We start from the raw sequence: 17534 nt of genomic DNA, 5'->3' as shown, positions 1-17534 counted from the left end.
GAGTTGTGACGATGAGGGCTTACGGGGTCGTCCCTCCAACTCGCAGGTGACTCTTTCATGTCATCTCCTCGGGCAACTCATGTGGCTCGGTCCATCCACTCCGCCCCGGAAGGCGCCGGGGAGATGCGTGCGGCAACTCCCGGTGGTCGGGTACGGGTCAGGCAGGCGTGATCCTTGAATCTTGGTCCAGGGAGAAGTGGTCCCGCTCCGCGATCGTGAATCTTGAGGTACTCCTTGGTCGCTCGCGAGCACTTTGAGGGCAACGTGAATCGAATCGCGTGCCTTACGGGAGGTCCGTCCGTGACCGTTACCTCGACGTCGAGGACCGTCGTGTCCCGGGTTCGACTTCCTCGTTTGGTGTAGTGGTCACTTCGTGCGCACTTGACCGTTCTTGAGTATTGCGTAATAACCCGTCTGCGGAAGTTGGAGTTTGAATACCAATCCGTACTGTCTGCGGATGGCCGAGACTGTAGCGGCCTTCGGGTCATGTACGACGCGTGACACCGGCGGATCGTTGACGAGGCCGGCGTAGGGCTCCTCCACCAGTTGGCGCGAGGGCCCGCCCGCGGTCGCGTCCCAGCTCAGTATCTGCCCGGAGGCGGTCAGGTCGGTCGACTCGGGGGCATGGGGACTCTTTCGTGTGGGACCGTGTGCTCGGTAGTAGTCGACCAGCCGCTTGCCCTCGCGGTCATGTGTGAATGGGATGCGGCTATCCGGCTCGCCTCGACCGGACCGGTCGTGGTCGCCCGCGGTGAGAATTCCGTCGAGCGTGTCACCCAGGTCCCGGGGATCGGCGCCGTAGTAGGCGGTGACGTCCATCGAGCAGACAATTTTGAAGTTGTCGGTCTCCTGCTGGAAGAACCAGCCGGGTCCCGACCCCGGCACGCAGGAATCCCGCACGACGATCAGCCCCAACGGCAGTGATGCGCGGTCGGCGTACGCCCGAGCTGTGCTCCGAAGCTCTCGTTCTGCTCGCCCCCGAGCCCGCACCGCCGGATCGTTCTGCCCGAGCGTACGCAGTTCCTTCTCGTTGACGGCTCGGTCCGGGGGCGTGGAACAGGCTGAGACGGCCAGCAGAGCCACAAGCACCAACGATGTCCAGACGCTTCTTGAGGCGACCCGGCGCCGCGCGATGTCCCACATACTTGTCTGCCTTTCATCAACAGCTGAAGGTCAGCCGTCCGCCACTGTTCAGCAGGAGGGTCGGGGCAGGCATGAGTACTCGTACTCAGACGGGTGCAAGCAGCATCGCCATGCAGGGGACGTCGCAGGAGGATTCATCCCCTCCTACGGCGGCGTCAGGCTGTGGCCGGCAGCCAGTCAAGGCCTTCCACTGTGATTTCCGCGTCGAACACGGCATCGCCTACCTGAAGAACTCCAACTTGTGGGCCCTGGCGGGCCCTGGCCCGGCACCTTGGCCCTCACGAGCATGAGTGACACCATCCAAGCCTTCGGCGGCCCGCTGTCCCACCAGCAGAGCGCGGACCTGGCACGGCAGACGTGCCCACGGGCCAGGCCGAAGTCTGCGACGTCTCGCCGCTTACTGTGCATGAGCTCGACAGTCGGGATTTCCCAGGCCCTCAGTTCTCGCTCTTGCCGTGAGTAACGGCGTCTACATGGCGTGATCGTTCGTCAAGCCCCGCGGCCACGAAACGGAGTGTGGGAGCCGGCGCTGATGGTTAGGTCCAGCGTTCAAGACAGCGTAGAGGGCATGCGTGTGGCGCAAGGCCACGTACCGGCAGAGGGCGTGTTGACTCCTTGCCGGTTGGGCTGGAGAACGCGGGTGTCAGTCGGCACTTCTATCGTGCAGACATGAAGAACTGGGTTCGAAGGCCGTTGCCACAGCAGGAGGAGATCAACGTCGTCTTTTTCAGAGGAGTGTCCACGGACGCGCTGACCCGAGGACTTCTAGCCGCGCGTCGCCTGCCGCTGGCCTACGGCAAAGGCGAGGACTGGAGCGTCATCATGCATCACATGCTCAGTTGGGAGAGCGGAGACCACGATCTCGTCCCGTACGGGCAGCTGTGCCGTCATGGTGGTGAGCTGGCCGTCTTCGCGACAGAACCTTGCGTGGCCAAGGCACATGCTCCCGCCTTCGAGTACTACCGGGACGGACAGTTGATCACTCACTTCAGCTTCGAGGATCCGTCCCGCCCAGGAGGGGAAGACCCGCATATGCTGGTGAAAGCTCTTACGGCCGCCAAGGTGATCGGACCTGAAGCAGCGATCGGTGACGATGACGACGAACGAATCGTGCAGGCGATCGCGGAGCTCTTCTCGCTGCCTGAACTCGACATGCCGTGACGGACGCAGGCCGGGGGCAGTTCGTGAGACGCGCCACCGCTACCGCCCCGCCCGGCGACGGGCGTCCGCTTCGGCTGGCGGGCGTCAGTGGTAGGTAAGGATCATGGCGGCGAGGAAAATCGCTGTTGACGCTGTGAGGGCCAGGACTCGGGAGCGCTTCCATGCAGCGAGGGCCAGGCAACCCGACCAAGCGGCGCCAGCGAGGGCGACGGCCGACCATCCCCTCCCCGCGCCGACGGCGAGGGGAATGGGAGCTAGCAGAACTGTCGGCGGGATGATGACGAGTCTTGGTCGTATGTCCAGGTGCTTGTAGGTAATGGTGAGCACGAGCAGGGTGACCGCAAGGATGAGGGGCAGGGCCGTCAGGTTCCACCAGGTGACGCAGAGGGTGTCGCTGTCCTGGCAAGTCTGAGCGCTGCGGCGGTCGGCCCAGGAGAGGTAGCTTCGGGCGCCGATGGCCAGAATCGCTCCCGTGGCGGCTGCGCCCAGCACGCGCGGCAGAGCAGAGTGGATCTGCACCGAAGAGGTAGTCATAGGGCCAGCCTTTCCGAGTACTGGCTCGCGGGCATGAGTACCTGTACTCACACCTCAGCTGGTTTGTCTGCCTGTCTGCGGGCAGCGGCAGACCTGCTATCTCTGTCCTTCACCGTTTCCACGTGTGTGGGGCGAAAAGACGGCTGTCGCGCCACGGACTGCCAGCCCAAGTGTCCGTCGCTGTTGGGCGCCTGACTGTCCGACGTGAAGTGTCGTCCAGTGATGCGTAGTTGCAGATCTTCGTGGTAGCTTCTGTGCGCCGTGCATTGCTGCGAACCAAGGAGGTGAGACCGATTAACACTGTGACAGGTCGGGTCTCCCTCTCTTGCATGGTCTAGGGAGTGCCCGCAGGAGGCATCCCGAAAGGCTTGAATCGCTATGCGTTTCACCGCTGAGACGTCGGCCGACGGCGTCCGCGAGCAGCTCTTCTTCCTCGGCGAGGTCCCCGGTGTGCTGTGGACACCGGAAGGTGCTGACAGTCCTCGTCCGCTCATCGTTGTGGGGCACGGCGGCGGCCGGCACAAGAAGGATCCTGACGTGGTGCACCTTGCGCGTCGATTCGTCCTCGAGTGCGGTTTCGCGGTCGTGGCAGTTGATGTGCCAGGGCATGGGGACCGGCCGGTGGTTGAGGAGTACAACCGGATCGCGGCCGACAACCAGGCACGTGTGGAAGCCGGCGAAGAGCTTGCGCCGCTGATCGCCGGATTCCAGGCGATGGTGGCCCGTCAGACCGTTCCCGAATGGCAAGCGGTCGTAGATGAGGTCCAGCGGCTCGATCATGTCGGCGCCGGCCCCGTGGGCTACTGGGGGATCTCGCTGGGCTGCGGACTCGGCGTGCCGTTCGTCGCGGCCGAACCCCGTGTCCATGCGGCGGTACTGGGTCTTGGAGGCGTCCTAGGGACGAGCGAAGACGCCGCCCGGGTCACCGTCCCGGTCGAATTCCTAGTGCAGTGGGACGACGAACGCGTCCCACGGGATCAGAGCCTGGCACTCTTCGACGCCCTGGCCTCCGCCGACAAAACACTCCACGCCAACCCGGGCAAGCACGGGGACGTTCCGGCCCTCGAGCATGACAGCACGGTGAGGTTCTTTTCCCGACACCTCGCCTGACGCTTTGAGCGTCGGTCAGTGAGGCGTCGACCGCGGCCCGTGCCGGTCGACGCCTCAGGACTTCGACGTCATTGTGCGCAGCGAGTGCCTCCGTCTCCTTCGCCGGCTACTGGGAAGACTCGCGAGCATGCGGTCCGAGCGCATCGCATCTCTACCCCGTCCGGCGGCGAACCGAGGCCACCCGCGACACAGGCTCGGCCAGTGCAGTCTCTGCGACTCCCTTGCGGCGTGTCCTACATGGTCAGGTTGAGCAGTCGTTTGTGGCAGCAGATGGCCGCGGCAAGGCCGAGAAAGGCCAGGTAGTTCCTCGGGTCCCGTTCGTAGCGGGGGCTGAGCCTGCGGTACCCGGACAGCCAGGAGATGGTGCGCTCGATCACCCAGCGCCGGCGGCCCAATCGCTCGCTGGACTCGATACCTTTGCGGGCGATGCGCACGCCGATGTGCTTGCCTCTCAGTCATCGTCGCAGGTGAGGGATGTCGTAGGCCTTGTCGGCGTGAATACGCACGGGCTTGGAGTCGGCTGCATGGGATTCGTGTCCCATGTGGAAGTGGGACAGCATCGGGTTCAGGGCGAGGCTGTCGTGGGTGTTGGCCGCGGAAAGCCCGACCCGTAAGGGCAGTCCGTCCGCGTCGGACAGGACGTGCATCCTGGAACCGGGCTTACCCCGGTCCGCCGGGCTCGGACCTGCGTGTTCGCCCCCTTTTTTCGCCCTCACGTGGGCAGAGTCGAGGACCGTACGGGAGAGGTCGACCAGGTCTCGCTCGTCCAGCAGCTGCAGCACCCTTCGATGCGGGCCTCCCCAGACACCAGCCCTGGACCAGATCAGGAACCGGCGATGCACGGTCGACTTCGACGCACCGAAACAAGGCGGCAGCGCCCGCCAGGCGCAGCCGCTGACCAGCACATAGATGATCGCGGCGAACACCGCCTCATCATCGATGTTCGCAACCCCACCGCCTTGCGGACGCACCCGCGACGGCGGCAGCAACGACCTTGCGATCTCGCACAGACCTGCCGGAACAATCCATCCCCACCATCCACTCCCCATGCCCCACTCAACAACTGCCATGTAGGACATGGTCTTAGAGTGGGGGTGGGTGCTTCGGCCAGCAGGCACCGCAGTGCTTCCGCTCGTGCGCGGACGCAGCCGCGTGCTGGCGTACGGGTGTTTTCCCGATTTGGAGGCCCGTCAGTGACCGAACAACCGCAGGCGCCCGCCCCGCTGGCTGTCGCAGAGACTGAGCTGCAACACGACGCGGGGCAGGAAGTCGATGAGCGCAATCGTCGGCTGGCTCACGCCGGCGTCGCCCGTGCCGAGAAGTTGCTCGTGAAGCACTTCAGACTGTCCTCGAAGCGGGAGGCGTTCGATCTGCTCCGTAGCTCGTCCCAGAAGTTCAACATCAAGCTGCACACCCTGGCCGACGTCGCCGTGCAGCTGCCTGCTCCGAAGCCGGACGCTGCCAAATGGGTGCCGAGCACTGAGGGCATCGCCGCACCGTCGGTGCCGGCCCTTCGAGCGGTCGGAGCCAAGTTCGACAATCCGGGCGCCGTTCTCACCGCTGCGCTGCGCAGGACGCTGAGCGTGACCGGCGCCCGCATGGGCAATGTGCAGCTGGTGGAGAACGGGATGCTGCGCATGGAGAAGCATGTCGGAGTGAACCGGCGCTTCAGCGACTACTTCGCCTTCGTAGGAGCATCGACGACCTCGTGTGCTCAGGCGGCGCTCGACCGCCGTCAGGTGACCGTCAAGGACGTCGCCGCCTCGGACAGCTTCGACGACGGTTCCCGGCAGGTGATTCTCCAGACGGGTAGCCGCGCCTGTCACAGTGTCCCTCTGTTCCGGCCGGACGGCACCGTGATCGGGATGATCTCCTCCCATCACGAGCAGCCCTTGCACGACCTGGCACCCGCCCAACTCACGGTGCTGCAGGAACTCGGCAGTCAGGTCGGCAGGTGGCTGCTGTGGTATCGCAACACCGCAGTCGTGACCGCCCTCAACCATCTCCACGCCAGGGCGACCAGCCGGGCCTGACGGGGCAGGCACCCGGACCGCCGGCGGCCTTCGACGGCCTTTCGGTGATCGTTTCCGGGCCCGAACTCGCGGCACCCCGCGTGGGCTTGGCCAGGTGTGTGGAAGAGTCAGGCGCCGTTGCCCACACCGGCCGTACGGGGTCGAGCCGTGGGGTCATGAGGAGCAGGAGGCGTTCCATGTCCGACAAGATCACGCTGCGTCCGGTGACAGCCGACGACCTCGACTTGTTCGAGCGTGAGTTCAACGGGCCCGAGGGGGTCGGCCCCTACCAGTGGTTCGGCTTCGGTTCACCGGCCGGCCTGCGGCGGGAGTTCGCCGATACCGGCCTGCTCAGGCCCGACGGCGGCGTGCTCTGCGTAGCGGAGGCGGGCCGGACCGTGGGGCGGGTGGAATGGTTCGCCAGCACCTGGGGGCGGCCGGCCACCTCCACCTGCTGGACCCTGGCGATCGGCCTGGTGCCCGCCGCGCACGGCCGCGGCATAGGCACGCAGGCTCAGCGGCTGCTGGCCGAGTACCTCTTCGACCACACCAGGGCAGAACGGCTCCAAGCCTGGACGGACCGTGCCAACCTCGCCGAGCAGCGTGCGCTGGAGAAGGCGGGTTTCGTCAGGGAGGGCGTGCTGCGCTCCGCGCAGTGGCGCGGCGGGCAGTGGCACGATCAAGTGATCTACTCCATGCTCCGTGCGGAGCGGTCCGGCGGTTCACCCGCATAGAGCTGTCGCAGCATCTGCTCGGCATGGGCCGCTCGGCTCGCGGTTGCTGACTGATGGCACGTGAGGCGCACGCTGATGGTCGGACTACCGGTCGAGGTGTCACCGGCGGCCGACGTAGGCATCGGTCGACGGCGATCAACTGGACGGTGCGCCCGGGGACCACATGCCGAGCCACTGCTCGGCGCCCCATGCCTCGAACCGCTCCACCTCCGTGAACCCCAGCGTCGCCGCGAGGCGCATCGAGCCGACGTTGGCGGTCTGGGTGGTGAGTACCACCGGCTCGCCGGGAAGGACGCCGTCGAACCAGCCGAGTGCTGCCGCGCAGGCCTCGGCGGCGTACCCGAATCCCCAAGCCTGGGGCAGGAACAGGTAACCGAGATCGGCCTTCCCCACGGCAGCCGGACGACGGTGCCCGGTCGCTCTCCTGAGCAGGATCTGGCCGATCATCGCCCCGTCGAGATCCACGACGAAACTCCCGGGCCACCGCTCGGGCACCTCAGGCGTCTCGCGCTCAAGCTCGTCACGCCGGCGGGGGCCGCCGAGGTAGGTGTTCACCTCTGGTGAAGAGAGCAGCTCGATGAACACCGCACGGTCCCCCGCCTCCGGCTCACGGAGGACGAGCCGCCCGGTCCTGATCGGCGCAGGCGGCCACGCCACGAGTCCCAGGTCGTCCATGCGCGCACGCTAGCAGGTGGTCGATCCTCCTCCCCGCACTCCATGCGAAGTCGCCCGTACGGCTATACGGCTACGGCTTCAGGCGTAGCGATCGAGAAGGGCCCTCGTATATCCCTCAAGCCGCCGGGTGAGCAGGGTCGGGGTCAGATCGGCACGGCCCACTTCGCGCCAAGGGGCGGCGACCTTCTCGGCGTCCGGAGCGAAGGCCAAGGCGTCCAACAGCCGCCAGTAGAGATGGTCGACGGGGTCGTCGGTCAGCGTTCCACCCGCCGCAAGGTAGCGGTCGGCGAACTGCATGCCCGCGGAAACCCCGTGGAGGAGAGCCAGGGCGGTCGAGCAGTGGGCCACGTCCAGGTCGGCCGGTCCCCACGAGGTCTCCACCCAGTCGACGACGCCGCTGACCCTCAAGCCGTCACCGTCCCCTGTGAAGAGGACGTTTCCGGGGTGGAAGTCCCGGTGCAGGAAGCAGGCCCGGTATTGCGGTGGCTCGCGGCGGATCACGTCCACGGCCCGCTGCCACAGCCTGGGCTGCGCTGTGTATGCAGGCGGCCTCACACGCTCAGGAGAGGTCCACGCCTGATAGTCACGGGGCCTGGTGTCGACGGTCACCGGCAGCCGGTGGATGCGCAGCAACTGTCGGGCAAGCAACTCCGCAAGCTGCTCCGCATCTTCATCGCCCAGGCGCAGAGTCCCCGGCAACCGGGACATCAGCAAGGAGGGGTGATCGCAGTACTCGGCTGCCGCGTCCACGGACACGAGTCTGGCCGCGGGGATGTCCGTACCGTCGAGCAGGCGCAGCACGGCTGCCTCGCGGGTCAGCAGGCCCTCGGCGTGGCGAACGAAGAAGGGCCTGATGAACGACCGGAGGACCAGCGAGCGTCGACCGCCAGGCCCGCGGACGTCCAATCTGCGCATCTCCGACGTCCAGCCGCCACGCAATCGTACGACTGCCTCGATGTGTTCGCCCTCGACGAGCTGCTTCTCCGCCCACGCGCGGGTCGCATCCCAGCGCTTTGCCGCAAGATCGGTTCCGATGTGCTCAGCGTCCTCGCCCGTGACCATGGAGGCAGGCTAGCGGCCCCTTGGCCCGCCGCAGGCAGCCGGCTGCGGTGCGCAAACCTTCGGCTGGCGGACAACCCTCATGGGCAGTTCGGGTACGGCGCACGCGACGAGACCGCCGTGGGCACAGCCGCGATTCCCCTGACGAACAGGTGTCCGCGATGGTGGCAGAACTCGCGTCTCAACCGTCGAAATGAAACCAGCGGTACCCGTGCGCGAGCAGTGGTGTCAAAGTGGCGCGATGGAGCGCGGCGAAGGTGACGACGGCCTCCTTCTCGTCGCTGCTGATCGCCGCGAGCAGTCCAGGTGCGGCGAAGAACCGCTCACCGGTGTAGGCCGGCAGGAACGGGCTCAGGGGAACCGGACGCAACACGCTCCGCAGCGGGGCGAGGCACGGGGTCGGCATGCAGTAGGTCCGTGCCTGGTAGGGGGCAATGTTCATGGCCTCATAGAGGGTGTACTGCAGGAGGAAGCGACTGAGCGGTTCCTCCTCAGGGCTCGTCTCCGGGTCATCCGTGGAGGGATCTTCGGTGAGCCATACACGGGGATCGTCTTCGCCCGACGTCTTGGTCTTCGGCGGGCAAGCGACGGACCAGTCCCGGATTCCTTCGGCATCTACGGCGAAGACCAGTCGGCCGCCGAGTGGGCCCGACGTCCGCTGAGGCTGTTGCAGCACCGGATTACGGAACCCGAGGACAGCGGGGCGACGGCGGGCCACGCTGTAAAAGGCTGTCAACGCCTCCGGCAGATCGTCCGGTTGCTCACCCTCGTTGGTTCTTTCGCCGATCGATCCTGCTGCCTCGGCGGGAAACCAGCCGAGCACGAAAGCCTCCAGGGCGCGGATCGGATCTGATTCCACGTGGCCGACCCAGTCCACCCCCGGTACCGGCCCGGGTTCCGGTACGGGCCGCACCGCGTCCAACACCTCGCGGGTCAGAGGCTTGTCCAGTTTCAGAAGAGCATAGGGGAGGTGGGCAGGTATCGACGACCCTCCCCGACACAGTGCGGTGCCCAGAGGAAGGCAGCCCCCGTCCAGGCGGACGAAGACATGAAGGGGCCAGGGAGCCCGGAATTCGAGCCGTGGGCGCAATGCCGGAACGGCATCCCCTCGCAGAAGCACCTTGGTAGCGTCCTGAACACCGCCGACCCCTGGATCGTCCCCGGACTCGACGATGACGACGGTCGCATCCACCCCCGCCCCGATCACGGCCGGACCCATCTCGTACCGGTGGAGCCCGACCCCGGCGACGGCCAGAGCCGCCGCCTCAGTGATCAAGGATGGGCGCTTCTGTGGCATCGAATCACCCTATCCCCAACTCGATTCGGAGCTGATTGCCCGTGGGTCGGTGCGACCCCTGGCCGACAAGGGGTGCGCCACGATGCCGATTCCCACTTCCCGCACAGGTTGCACTCCGGTGGAGCCACGCGCGAATCAGGCGGTCGCACACGGGCCGGGACCGCTGTGGCTTCTTGGCGACGCCTGCCGTCCCACGTCTGCGAAGAAGGCACTGTCTGCAGCTCCGTGATGCTGCCAGTCAGGGGCGTTCGACGACTTCGTCGTCGATTCCAGCGACCGACCGCTCGGTACCGGCCTGGCCGACATGGCCAACAACCTCTGCGGCATCATCAGAGGGGGGCATCGACCCTGCCGAACTGCCGCAGCTCAGCCCGGTGAACTGGACTGAGCAGGAAGCCTCCTACGCCGTGACCACACCAGCCATGGCAACATCATTCCACCGCTTCCGGCCCGTCTTGCTCGAACGCGATGCGGCAGCGTTCGACCTGGCCGGCCACCTGCTCCATGAACCAGCGCATGATCTCGTAGGGGATGACGTGTTCATCATGGCTGTGGATGTGGACAGTCGGTTCCAGGTCCGGATCTTCGTCAGGGACGAACGCCACCAAGAAGGCTGCTCCAGGCAGGTGCCTATCGGCGCTGGGATCCTCGGCCCACGCAGCTGGCGCAGCCACGGCCTCGCTCAGCTCCACAGCCCAGGCATCGTCGGGCAAGGCGTAGTGGAATTGGATGGCGTAATGACGCCCTGCATGTTCACGCAGCTCGGCCGGCATGACGGCAGGCTGCCACAGGCACGAAGTCCGCGTTGCGTGGCCCCACCAGCTTTTGCGGGACAGCTCTTAGGCTACTTCGGTGCACACCGTAGAACTGTTGGCCGACACCTCGACCGAGGAGCGGGTGCGCCACGTCTGGCAGCGGCTTGCCGACGCGGGTCTGCCCAGTCTGGCCGCTCACCCGCACCCGACGAACCGGCCGCACTTGACGCTCGCGACATCGCCCGAGCTGCCATGGGTCGTACGACGTGAACTGTGCGCGGCTCTTACGGCGCTTCCCCTTCCGCTGAGCCTGCGGGGAGTCATCCGTTTCTCTGGGCGAGTGAAGGTCCTGGCCTGGCGCGTGGTGCCGGACGCAGCGCTGGCGGCCTTGCAGCGGCAGGTGTGGGAAGTGCTGGCCGGGTGCGGCTCGGGAGAAGGAAGCCCGCACGAGCCGGGCAACTGGGTCCCGCACATCAGCCTGGCGCGGGCCCGGTCCGGTGCGGTCTCCTGGCCGGATGAACTGCTCCCCGCCGAACTGTCACAGCAGTGGGACGGCACCTTCGACGCTGCCCGGAGCTATGACTCGACGGCGCGGACCGTCGAGCCCCTCACCTGACCGAGGCGTGGCGGCGACCGCATCGCAGGAGAGGACCAGAATCCGGGGCGGTATTTCCACCGGCCCGAACCACATGGAGAACGTCCCCACCTACTGGAACGACCGCATCAGCTCCCTCTGCATCGCGTGCGTCCGTGCGTGTGTGCCGGCCTGGATCCCAGACGGCAGCCACGGCCCGGTGAGCATGGGCAACGCCGTGGACGACGCCCGGCTCCGGGGCCGGCAAGAGCAGGTCGGCCGTCAGAAGACGCGGACTGGGAGCCTGGCCGCGGGAAGTGGTTGCCCGGCACACGGAACGTCCTCCAGGTATTGCACGTCTTCAGGTGCGTAGGCGCGCGCTGACCTCGCGCGCCGATTCGTATACGAGGGGAACCTGAAACTCCATGAAGAGCAAGCTGACCGCCGTGGCCCTTGCGGCCGTCGTCGTCGCCGGTACCGCCGCTGCCGCCGTGCCGGCCTCGGCCGCCCCCGCCAAGGCCGCGCCGACCCGCTGCCACACCGCAGACCTGAAGGCCGGCTTCGCGACAGGGGAGGACGCGAAGCCGGAGATGGACCAGACCAAGAAGCAGACCCAGGCGTTCATCTGGTTCACCAACCAGAGCAACCGCAGCTGCACCCTGTCCGGCTTCGCCGGTGTCGACATGATCGGTGCTCAGAAGACCGACAGCACCTGGTCGCTGGTGCGCTCCGCCAAGAAGCCCGAGAAGATGGTCCTGGGGCACGGGGACACGGTCGACTTCAGCATCAACCTGCTCCCGGTGGCCAGGTCCACGCCGCAGAAGGAGAAGTTCGTTCCGGCGAAGTTCCTGGTCACCCCGCCCAACGAGACGAAGCACTTCGCTCTGAAGTGGCCGTTCGGCGGCCAGATCCTCAAGCAGGACGGTGCCACCCACCCGGGCACCTACGTCAACCCGGTCGGCCTGTAACCAGCAGGCCGGGCCTGCGCTCCATCAGCGCCGCTGCCGGCCACCGCATACCCTCCGGGTGGTGCGGTGGCCACGTCCGACCCGCGGCGAGGCGGCTTGCGCCCCAGGCCGACCGGCCCAAGGCCCCTGACGCGGGCCTGCCACGTGCGGCCGGCTTCAGGAGCGGGTGGCGGTCGCGCAGTCCTCGCCCGTGGCCGTCGTGCCGATCGGCTTGCTGCGGTCGTACGGATCAACGGTGTGGCTCTCGTCGGTGGGCTCCTCGTCGCCAGTGCCGAAGGGCGGCACGAAGTACCCGGACGGGGCGGAGCAGCCGCCGTTGGTCATGTCGAGTTCGTACAGAACGAGGGACATCGTGCCCGGTTCAGTGATGATCTTGGCCGGGTCGTCCCAGCTCATCACTATCTTTCGCCGCACGATCGTGCGGACGACCTCCGCGTCCCGCCCGCTGTGGCCCGCCGGAGTGACCGGGTACACGAAGGTGACGTCGGCCGTCACCTCGAGCGCCCCGCGCTTCCCCTCCTGGTACGTGAGCCGACCGCGCGTCTTGACCACGTCGCCGACCAGTCGGGTCCGCTGAGGCTGGAAGCGGCTGAACAGCAGCAGCGGGTCGGTCTTGGGAGCGGGCGCCGCCGACGACAGGGCGGCACGGAGATACGCCTGGACGTCCTTCTGGTGCGGGTTCAACAACGCGATGGCCTTCGTGGGCCGATCACCGCGCAGCACGCGGGAGTCGAGCCCCGCAGCCGCCAGGAAGTCCCGGCTCTGCCGCAGCGCCCGATCGACCTGGGAGGCGTCCATCCAGCCGGTCGCCTTGGCCGGCGGCACCGTGATCCCTGCCGCGCCGTCGGCCCAGCGGGCGGCAGGCGAACCGCGGAAGGGCTCGGCGAGCGTCGGGCGCAGATCCGGCTCGGAGCCGGGCGCCTTGCGCGGCCTTTCCGACTCGCCGGCCAACGGCGTCCCGTCCCGCCCGCTGTCGCCGCCACCGAACCAGCCGACGACCTGCTGCGGGAAGAGCCCCACGACCAGGAGGACCACGGCCGCCACCAGCCCGGTCACGTACCAGCCTGTCCTGCGTCGAGGTCTGGCCGGTGAGTACGTACGCCGGCCCTCAGGCTGCCCGGGGCGCTCCCGCAGGCGCCGCTGCGCCTCACGGTCACGTGCCGACGGCTCCACGGGGGCCCCGGCTGCCCCCGTCGCCGATTCACGGAGGAACCGCTCCCACTCCTCGTCCGACACGGACGACCCGTCCTGTCCTTCGGCCCCGCTCACGCCGTACTCCCGTTCTCATTCGACCGCTCGACTTCCGAGGGCTCAATTCGTGCGACCGCCCGATCAGTTGACCGTCCACCGTTCGATCGAGAGCCGCCCGCATGATCGCATGAGCCGGCCGCCGACTTACCGGGGTGGTGGGTGAACTGTCAGGTCGTGACAAGGCCTGTCGGTCCCCTGGTCTAGGGTCGCCCGCATGGCTGAGCCCTCCTTCCTGGCCGCCGTGCGCGAGTCGTACGACACGGTCGCCGCACGCCGATTACGTCGAACGCGTCCCGCCTCCCGCCGAGTTGGACCCGCTGTCACGCGCGATGCCGGCGGGGTTCGCCGAGCTCGTGCGGACGCGGCCGGTCGCGGACCTGGGATGCGGCCCCGGCCGGGTGACGGCGCACCTGGCCGGGCCGGGGGTGTCCGCCTTCGGAGTCGATCTGTCACCGAAGATGATCGGACTTGCCCGGCACGCCTATCCGAACCTACGGTTCACGGAGGGCTCCATGACCGCGCTGGAGATGAGGGACGACGAGCTCGGCGGCATCCTGGCCTGGTACTCCACCCACCACACACCCCCACAGTGGCTGCCGGCGGTGTTCGCCGAGTTCCATCGCACGCTCGCACCTGGCGGCTACCTGCTCTGGGAAGACCATGTCGGCGATGAGCGGCTGCAGCCGACCCAGGGCTATGGCCGCCCGGTGTCCTACGAGTCGTACCTGCTGCCCTCGGACAGCATGGTCGGCCTGATGGAGCAGGCCGGACTCGTCGTCACCGCGAGGCTGGAGCAGGAGCCCGGCGGCCGGGTGAAGAGACCGCACGTCTGCCTGCTGGCCCGCAAGCCCGAAAGGGCCTGACGGGCTCGTGCCTTCGGCCCGTCGGCCCCGTCTCGTGCAACTGGTTGTTTCCGCCAGCCGAAGTCGGCCCGATCATCGCGTAACGGACCGTGTCATTGCCTGCCTCGGCACACGATCCGCTACGGCTTCTGCCCCGTGCCCCGCCGCGTCCGGCAACCGCCGTACCTGACCGCACAGTGGCCGAAGTCGGAGGCCGCGCTCGCCGTGGTCAACCGCCCTCTGACAGCGACCCTCGGTGGTCAGGACGCGGTGACTGTTCCCTTCCGAGCCCGTCTGGGGCGTCGCCCGCGAGGACGGCGCGGCGTCGTGACGCGGTGGTCGACGCCGGATATTCGTCGACCACCACGGAGTTGTGGAGGCGGGCGCTCTTGGTGGTGAGGCGGAGGAGGGCGCGGCTGGGCCCGGCGGGCAGGGCGGAGATCAGGCGGGCGCCCTGAACCAGCCCCCGTACGCCGAGATGTGAGGTGGGGATCAGGGTCTTGGCCGCGCTCAGCGCGACCTCGCGACTGTTGCGCACGTACCCTGCCATCGCGCGTTCGTACGCGGGAAAGGCACGCCCGTGGTCGCCGTCCGCCCGTGCCAGCTCCCCGGCGAGTACGTACGCGCCGACGACGGCCAGGCTGGTGCTGCCGCCGACGGCCGGACCGGGGCAGTAGCCCGCGTCGCCGACGAGGGTCACCCGCCCCGTGGACCAAGTGTCCATACGGAGCTGGGTGATGGAGTCGAAGTAGAAGGCAGGGGCATGGTCGAGTTCGTCCAGCCAGCGGTCCACCTGGACGTGCATGCCGGCGAACGCGTCGCGCAGCAACTCCTTCTGACGGGACACGTCGTGGCGGTGGTAGGCGAGTTCACGCTCGCTGCGGAACAGGAACAGCGCTCGCGCGTCGCCGAGGTGCCGCGCGCCGTACATGCCTGCGGTGCGGCCGATGCCGACGTGCATGAGGAGTTCGCCGTCGAGCGCGGCGACGTTCGGCAGCGTCAGCACTCCGAAGTAGGCACCGATGAAGTCGTGGCAGCTGGACTCTCTGTCGAAGGCGAGACGGCGCACGTTGGAGTGCAACCCGTCCGCGCCGATGACGAGGTCGACGTGGCGCGTCGCGGCGTGCGCGAATCGCACGTCGCCGTCGGGGGAGATCGAGGTGATCGTGTCGCCGAATATGTACTCGACGTCGTCGCGTGCGGCGTCGTAGTAGATCTCGCTGAGGTCGTCGCGCATGATCTCCACGTGTCGGTCGGAGGCGGCACCGAAGATCTTGGAGAGGTCCGCCCGGACGGGACGCCGTGAGCCCTCCCGATGGACGGTCATACGGTTCGTCGTGGTGGCCCGCTCCTCGATTTTCGGGAGTACTCCCATCTTCTGCGAGATGTCCATCGCGGGCCGGAACAGGTCGACCGCGTGGCCACCGGTCCTGCGCAGGGCGGGTGCGTGCTCGACGACCGTGACGGCGAAGCCTTGCCTGCTGAGCCAGTAGGCCACCACGGGGCCGGCGACACTGGCGCCGGAGACCAGTACGCGCAGGGCGCGGCTCCTCTTCATCGGTCCGCCGGTACGGCGTGTTTCGCGGCGAATGCCAGCAGCGGGGTGGCCGTTCGTGGTGGATCCTCGAGCATCGGCGAGTGCCCGAGACCGGGCAGCAACGCGACCTCGGCGCCCGCAACAGCGCGGTACTCGCCGGCGGATGAGGACCGCCATCTGCGGTCGTTTGCACCGAAGATCACCAACAGCGGTTTGCCCAGGACCGCCAGCCGGTCCGGCAGCGCGCGCTGCTCGAGGTAGGAGCGGGTGGCCTGCATCGTCGCGATGAACGTGTGGTGGGTCATGCTTCGGACGTCGTCCAGTAGCTCTTCCGGTACCTGATAGCCCGCTCGGCTGAAGCCGGTGCTCGCCAGCTCCCGGAGCTGTTCGTCGGTCGGCGGCCACTGCAAGAAGCCGGTCGCGGCGGAGTCCGGTGCGAGGTAGGCGGCCAAGCTGGGGCCGGTGTTGACGAGTGCGAGCGCGGTGACGAGCTCGGACCGCTGTTCGGCGAGGGCGGTGGCGACCGTGCCACCGCTGGAGTGAGCGACGACCACCGTGTGCTCGATGCCGAGGCGGTCCAGTACCGCGGCGGCGCGTCGCGCCTGGTCAGGGATCGTGTAGCTGCCGTCGGCCGGTTTGGCCGACCGGCCGTGCCCGAGCAGGTCGATACGGATGACGCGGTGGGATCCGCGCAACAGCGGAACCATCGGGCCCCACGAGCGCCCCGAGGACGCCGAACCGTGGAGGAGCAGGAGCGCGGGGGCGTCACGGGGACCGTCCTGGCACACATGGATGTCGCCGTCCTCCAGCGACAGGGTCAAGGCCGACCGTGGCGAGGCCTCGGCGACGCCGGCACCGTCGTTCGCGTACGAACCGTCAGAAACAGTCATGCGCCCACTGTCTCCGGCGGTGCGCGCAGCTGGATTGGACGAATGTTCCCCTCAGCCGGCACGCCTACGATGGGACCATGCGGACCTTCGTGCACGGTGCGGCTGTGTGGGGTGTCGAGAGCCCGCGACGGCCCAGCCGAGTGGACGGTGTCACCATGGCCGGATTCCACGTCCGTGACCTTCAAGCACTCCGGATCGTCCCGCACCCGGCCGTGACGTTGCTGTTGGATTTCGGCGCCGGCTCGCCCGTCATCGACGGTGCCGGCGGGCGGCAGCAGCTGGGAAGCGTGGTCGCCGGGCCGGGGCTCGGGTCCGCGGGCGCCGTCCGTGCGCGGGGAGAGAACGTCGAGTGTGTGCAGGTGCGGCTGTCCCCGGTGATCGCAGGCGCGATCCTGGGCACGTCGCCGGCCGAACTGGACGGTGTCGTCGTTTCGCTGGACGACCTGTGGGGCAGGGCTGCTTCCCGGATCCGCGAGCAACTCGGGGAGGTCTCCGCGTGGCAGGATCGCTTCGCTTTGACGGACTCGCTGCTCGCTCGCCGGCAGGAGGACGGCCCGCCGGTGGACCCGGAGGTGGCCTGGGCCTGGCACCGGATCGTCGCCGGCCGCGGCCTGGCCCGGGTCGACGACCTCGCGGCCGAGGTCGGCTGGAGTCGTAAGCGGTTGTGGTCCCGGTTCCGGTCGCAGCTCGGGCTGCCGCCCAAGCGCGCCGCTAAGCTGGTCCGCTTCGACCATGCCGCCCACCGCCTGGTCGCCGGTGAAGGCGTGGCCCGCGTCGCGGCCGACGCCGGCTACGCCGACCAGTCCCATCTGCACCGGGAGGTCGTGGAGTTCACCGGGGCGACCCCTGCGGTCGTGGCAAGGGAGCCGTTTCTCGCCGTTGACGACATCGCGTGGCCCGGCGTCCGAGCAGCCCCTGGGCGGTGACCAGGCGGAGCGATACGGGCTTGTCACAGCCGGTGGGGCACGGTCCAGCCAGTGGCCTCCCCCTGC

General features: G+C 67.9%; 16 protein-coding genes and 2 pseudogenes. 8 read left to right on the top strand and 10 right to left on the bottom strand.

Going from position 1 to position 17534, the window contains the following annotated elements:
- Positions 1-366 precede the first annotated feature (366 nt).
- Complete coding sequence (locus BLW57_RS01900) at positions 367-1083, bottom strand: hypothetical protein (protein WP_143051567.1); 717 nt, start codon at positions 1081-1083, stop codon at positions 367-369.
- Positions 1084-1812: 729 nt separating this feature from the next.
- On the opposite strand from BLW57_RS01900, the gene BLW57_RS01895 reads away from it, so the two are divergent.
- Positions 1813-2304: a hypothetical protein gene (locus BLW57_RS01895; RefSeq protein WP_093471654.1), complete on the top strand. Its 492-nt coding sequence runs from the start codon at positions 1813-1815 to the stop codon at positions 2302-2304.
- 84 nt (positions 2305-2388) lie between these two features.
- Here BLW57_RS01895 and BLW57_RS01890 read toward each other — a convergent pair whose 3' ends face one another.
- A complete protein-coding gene (locus tag BLW57_RS01890) occupies positions 2389-2838 on the bottom strand; it encodes a hypothetical protein (RefSeq protein WP_093471652.1) in 450 nt (149 codons plus the stop codon).
- 378 nt (positions 2839-3216) lie between these two features.
- On the opposite strand from BLW57_RS01890, the gene BLW57_RS01885 reads away from it, so the two are divergent.
- The gene (locus BLW57_RS01885) at positions 3217-3948 is read left to right on the top strand and encodes a dienelactone hydrolase family protein (RefSeq protein WP_093471651.1); all 732 of its coding nucleotides are present in this window, start codon (positions 3217-3219) and stop codon (positions 3946-3948) included.
- Positions 3949-4181: 233 nt separating this feature from the next.
- Here BLW57_RS01885 and BLW57_RS01880 read toward each other — a convergent pair.
- Positions 4182-4997, bottom strand: a pseudogene (locus BLW57_RS01880) (IS5 family transposase).
- A gap of 144 nt (positions 4998-5141) precedes the next feature.
- Here BLW57_RS01880 and BLW57_RS01875 point away from each other — a divergent pair.
- Positions 5142-5981: a GAF and ANTAR domain-containing protein gene (locus BLW57_RS01875; RefSeq protein ID WP_256339339.1), complete on the top strand. Its 840-nt coding sequence runs from the start codon at positions 5142-5144 to the stop codon at positions 5979-5981.
- A 176-nt stretch (positions 5982-6157) separates the two neighbouring features.
- On the top strand, positions 6158-6694 hold the full coding sequence (locus tag BLW57_RS01870) for a GNAT family N-acetyltransferase (RefSeq protein ID WP_256339338.1): 537 nt from the start codon (positions 6158-6160) through the stop codon (positions 6692-6694).
- A gap of 135 nt (positions 6695-6829) precedes the next feature.
- Here BLW57_RS01870 and BLW57_RS01865 read toward each other — a convergent pair whose 3' ends face one another.
- From BLW57_RS01865 to BLW57_RS01850, 4 genes are all read right to left on the bottom strand, one after another.
- The gene (locus BLW57_RS01865) at positions 6830-7369 is read right to left on the bottom strand and encodes a GNAT family N-acetyltransferase (protein ID WP_093471649.1); all 540 of its coding nucleotides are present in this window, start codon (positions 7367-7369) and stop codon (positions 6830-6832) included.
- 78 nt (positions 7370-7447) lie between these two features.
- Positions 7448-8431, bottom strand: coding sequence for a phosphotransferase family protein (locus tag BLW57_RS01860; protein WP_093471648.1), 984 nt, complete (start codon positions 8429-8431; stop codon positions 7448-7450).
- A 178-nt stretch (positions 8432-8609) separates the two neighbouring features.
- Positions 8610-9725 carry a hypothetical protein gene (locus tag BLW57_RS01855; RefSeq protein ID WP_093471646.1) on the bottom strand — a complete coding sequence of 372 codons (1116 nt, stop codon included), beginning with the start codon at positions 9723-9725 and terminating at the stop codon, positions 8610-8612.
- Positions 9726-10156: 431 nt separating this feature from the next.
- A complete protein-coding gene (locus BLW57_RS01850) occupies positions 10157-10498 on the bottom strand; it encodes a hypothetical protein (protein ID WP_093471645.1) in 342 nt (113 codons plus the stop codon).
- Positions 10499-10577: 79 nt separating this feature from the next.
- Between BLW57_RS01850 and BLW57_RS01845 the strand changes: the two genes are divergently transcribed.
- Together BLW57_RS01845 and BLW57_RS01840 are read left to right on the top strand one after the other, a co-directional pair.
- Entirely contained in the window at positions 10578-11096 is a 519-nt protein-coding gene (locus BLW57_RS01845) for a 2'-5' RNA ligase family protein (protein WP_093471643.1), read from the top strand.
- Between the two features lie 383 nt (positions 11097-11479).
- Positions 11480-12022 (top strand): DUF4232 domain-containing protein, encoded by a 543-nt coding sequence (locus BLW57_RS01840; protein ID WP_093471642.1) that lies wholly within the window; start codon positions 11480-11482, stop codon positions 12020-12022.
- Positions 12023-12178: 156 nt separating this feature from the next.
- Here the strand turns inward: BLW57_RS01840 and BLW57_RS01835 are convergent, their stop codons facing one another.
- Positions 12179-13258, bottom strand: a complete 1080-nt coding sequence (locus BLW57_RS01835) for a hypothetical protein (RefSeq protein ID WP_093480459.1) — start codon at positions 13256-13258, stop codon at positions 12179-12181.
- A gap of 229 nt (positions 13259-13487) precedes the next feature.
- On the opposite strand from BLW57_RS01835, the pseudogene BLW57_RS01830 reads away from it, so the two are divergent.
- Positions 13488-14136: pseudogene (locus BLW57_RS01830) on the top strand (class I SAM-dependent methyltransferase).
- Positions 14137-14344: 208 nt separating this feature from the next.
- On the opposite strand, the gene BLW57_RS01825 reads toward BLW57_RS01830, so the two are convergent.
- Positions 14345-15673 carry an FAD-dependent monooxygenase gene (locus tag BLW57_RS01825; protein WP_256339337.1) on the bottom strand — a complete coding sequence of 443 codons (1329 nt, stop codon included), beginning with the start codon at positions 15671-15673 and terminating at the stop codon, positions 14345-14347.
- On the bottom strand, positions 15670-16542 hold the full coding sequence (locus tag BLW57_RS01820; RefSeq protein WP_093471640.1) for an alpha/beta fold hydrolase: 873 nt from the start codon (positions 16540-16542) through the stop codon (positions 15670-15672). Before BLW57_RS01820 ends, BLW57_RS01825 begins: the two co-directional genes overlap by 4 nt.
- 77 nt (positions 16543-16619) lie before the next feature.
- Between BLW57_RS01820 and BLW57_RS01815 the strand changes: the two genes are divergently transcribed.
- Positions 16620-17468: an AraC family transcriptional regulator gene (locus tag BLW57_RS01815; RefSeq protein ID WP_093471639.1), complete on the top strand. Its 849-nt coding sequence runs from the start codon at positions 16620-16622 to the stop codon at positions 17466-17468.
- The last annotated feature ends 66 nt before the right edge of the window (positions 17469-17534 follow it).

This window comes from Streptomyces sp. 1222.5 (assembly GCF_900105245.1).
Taxonomy (GTDB): Bacteria; Actinomycetota; Actinomycetes; order Streptomycetales; family Streptomycetaceae; genus Streptomyces; species Streptomyces albidocamelliae.
This window is presented reverse-complemented; position numbering and strand designations above follow the sequence as displayed.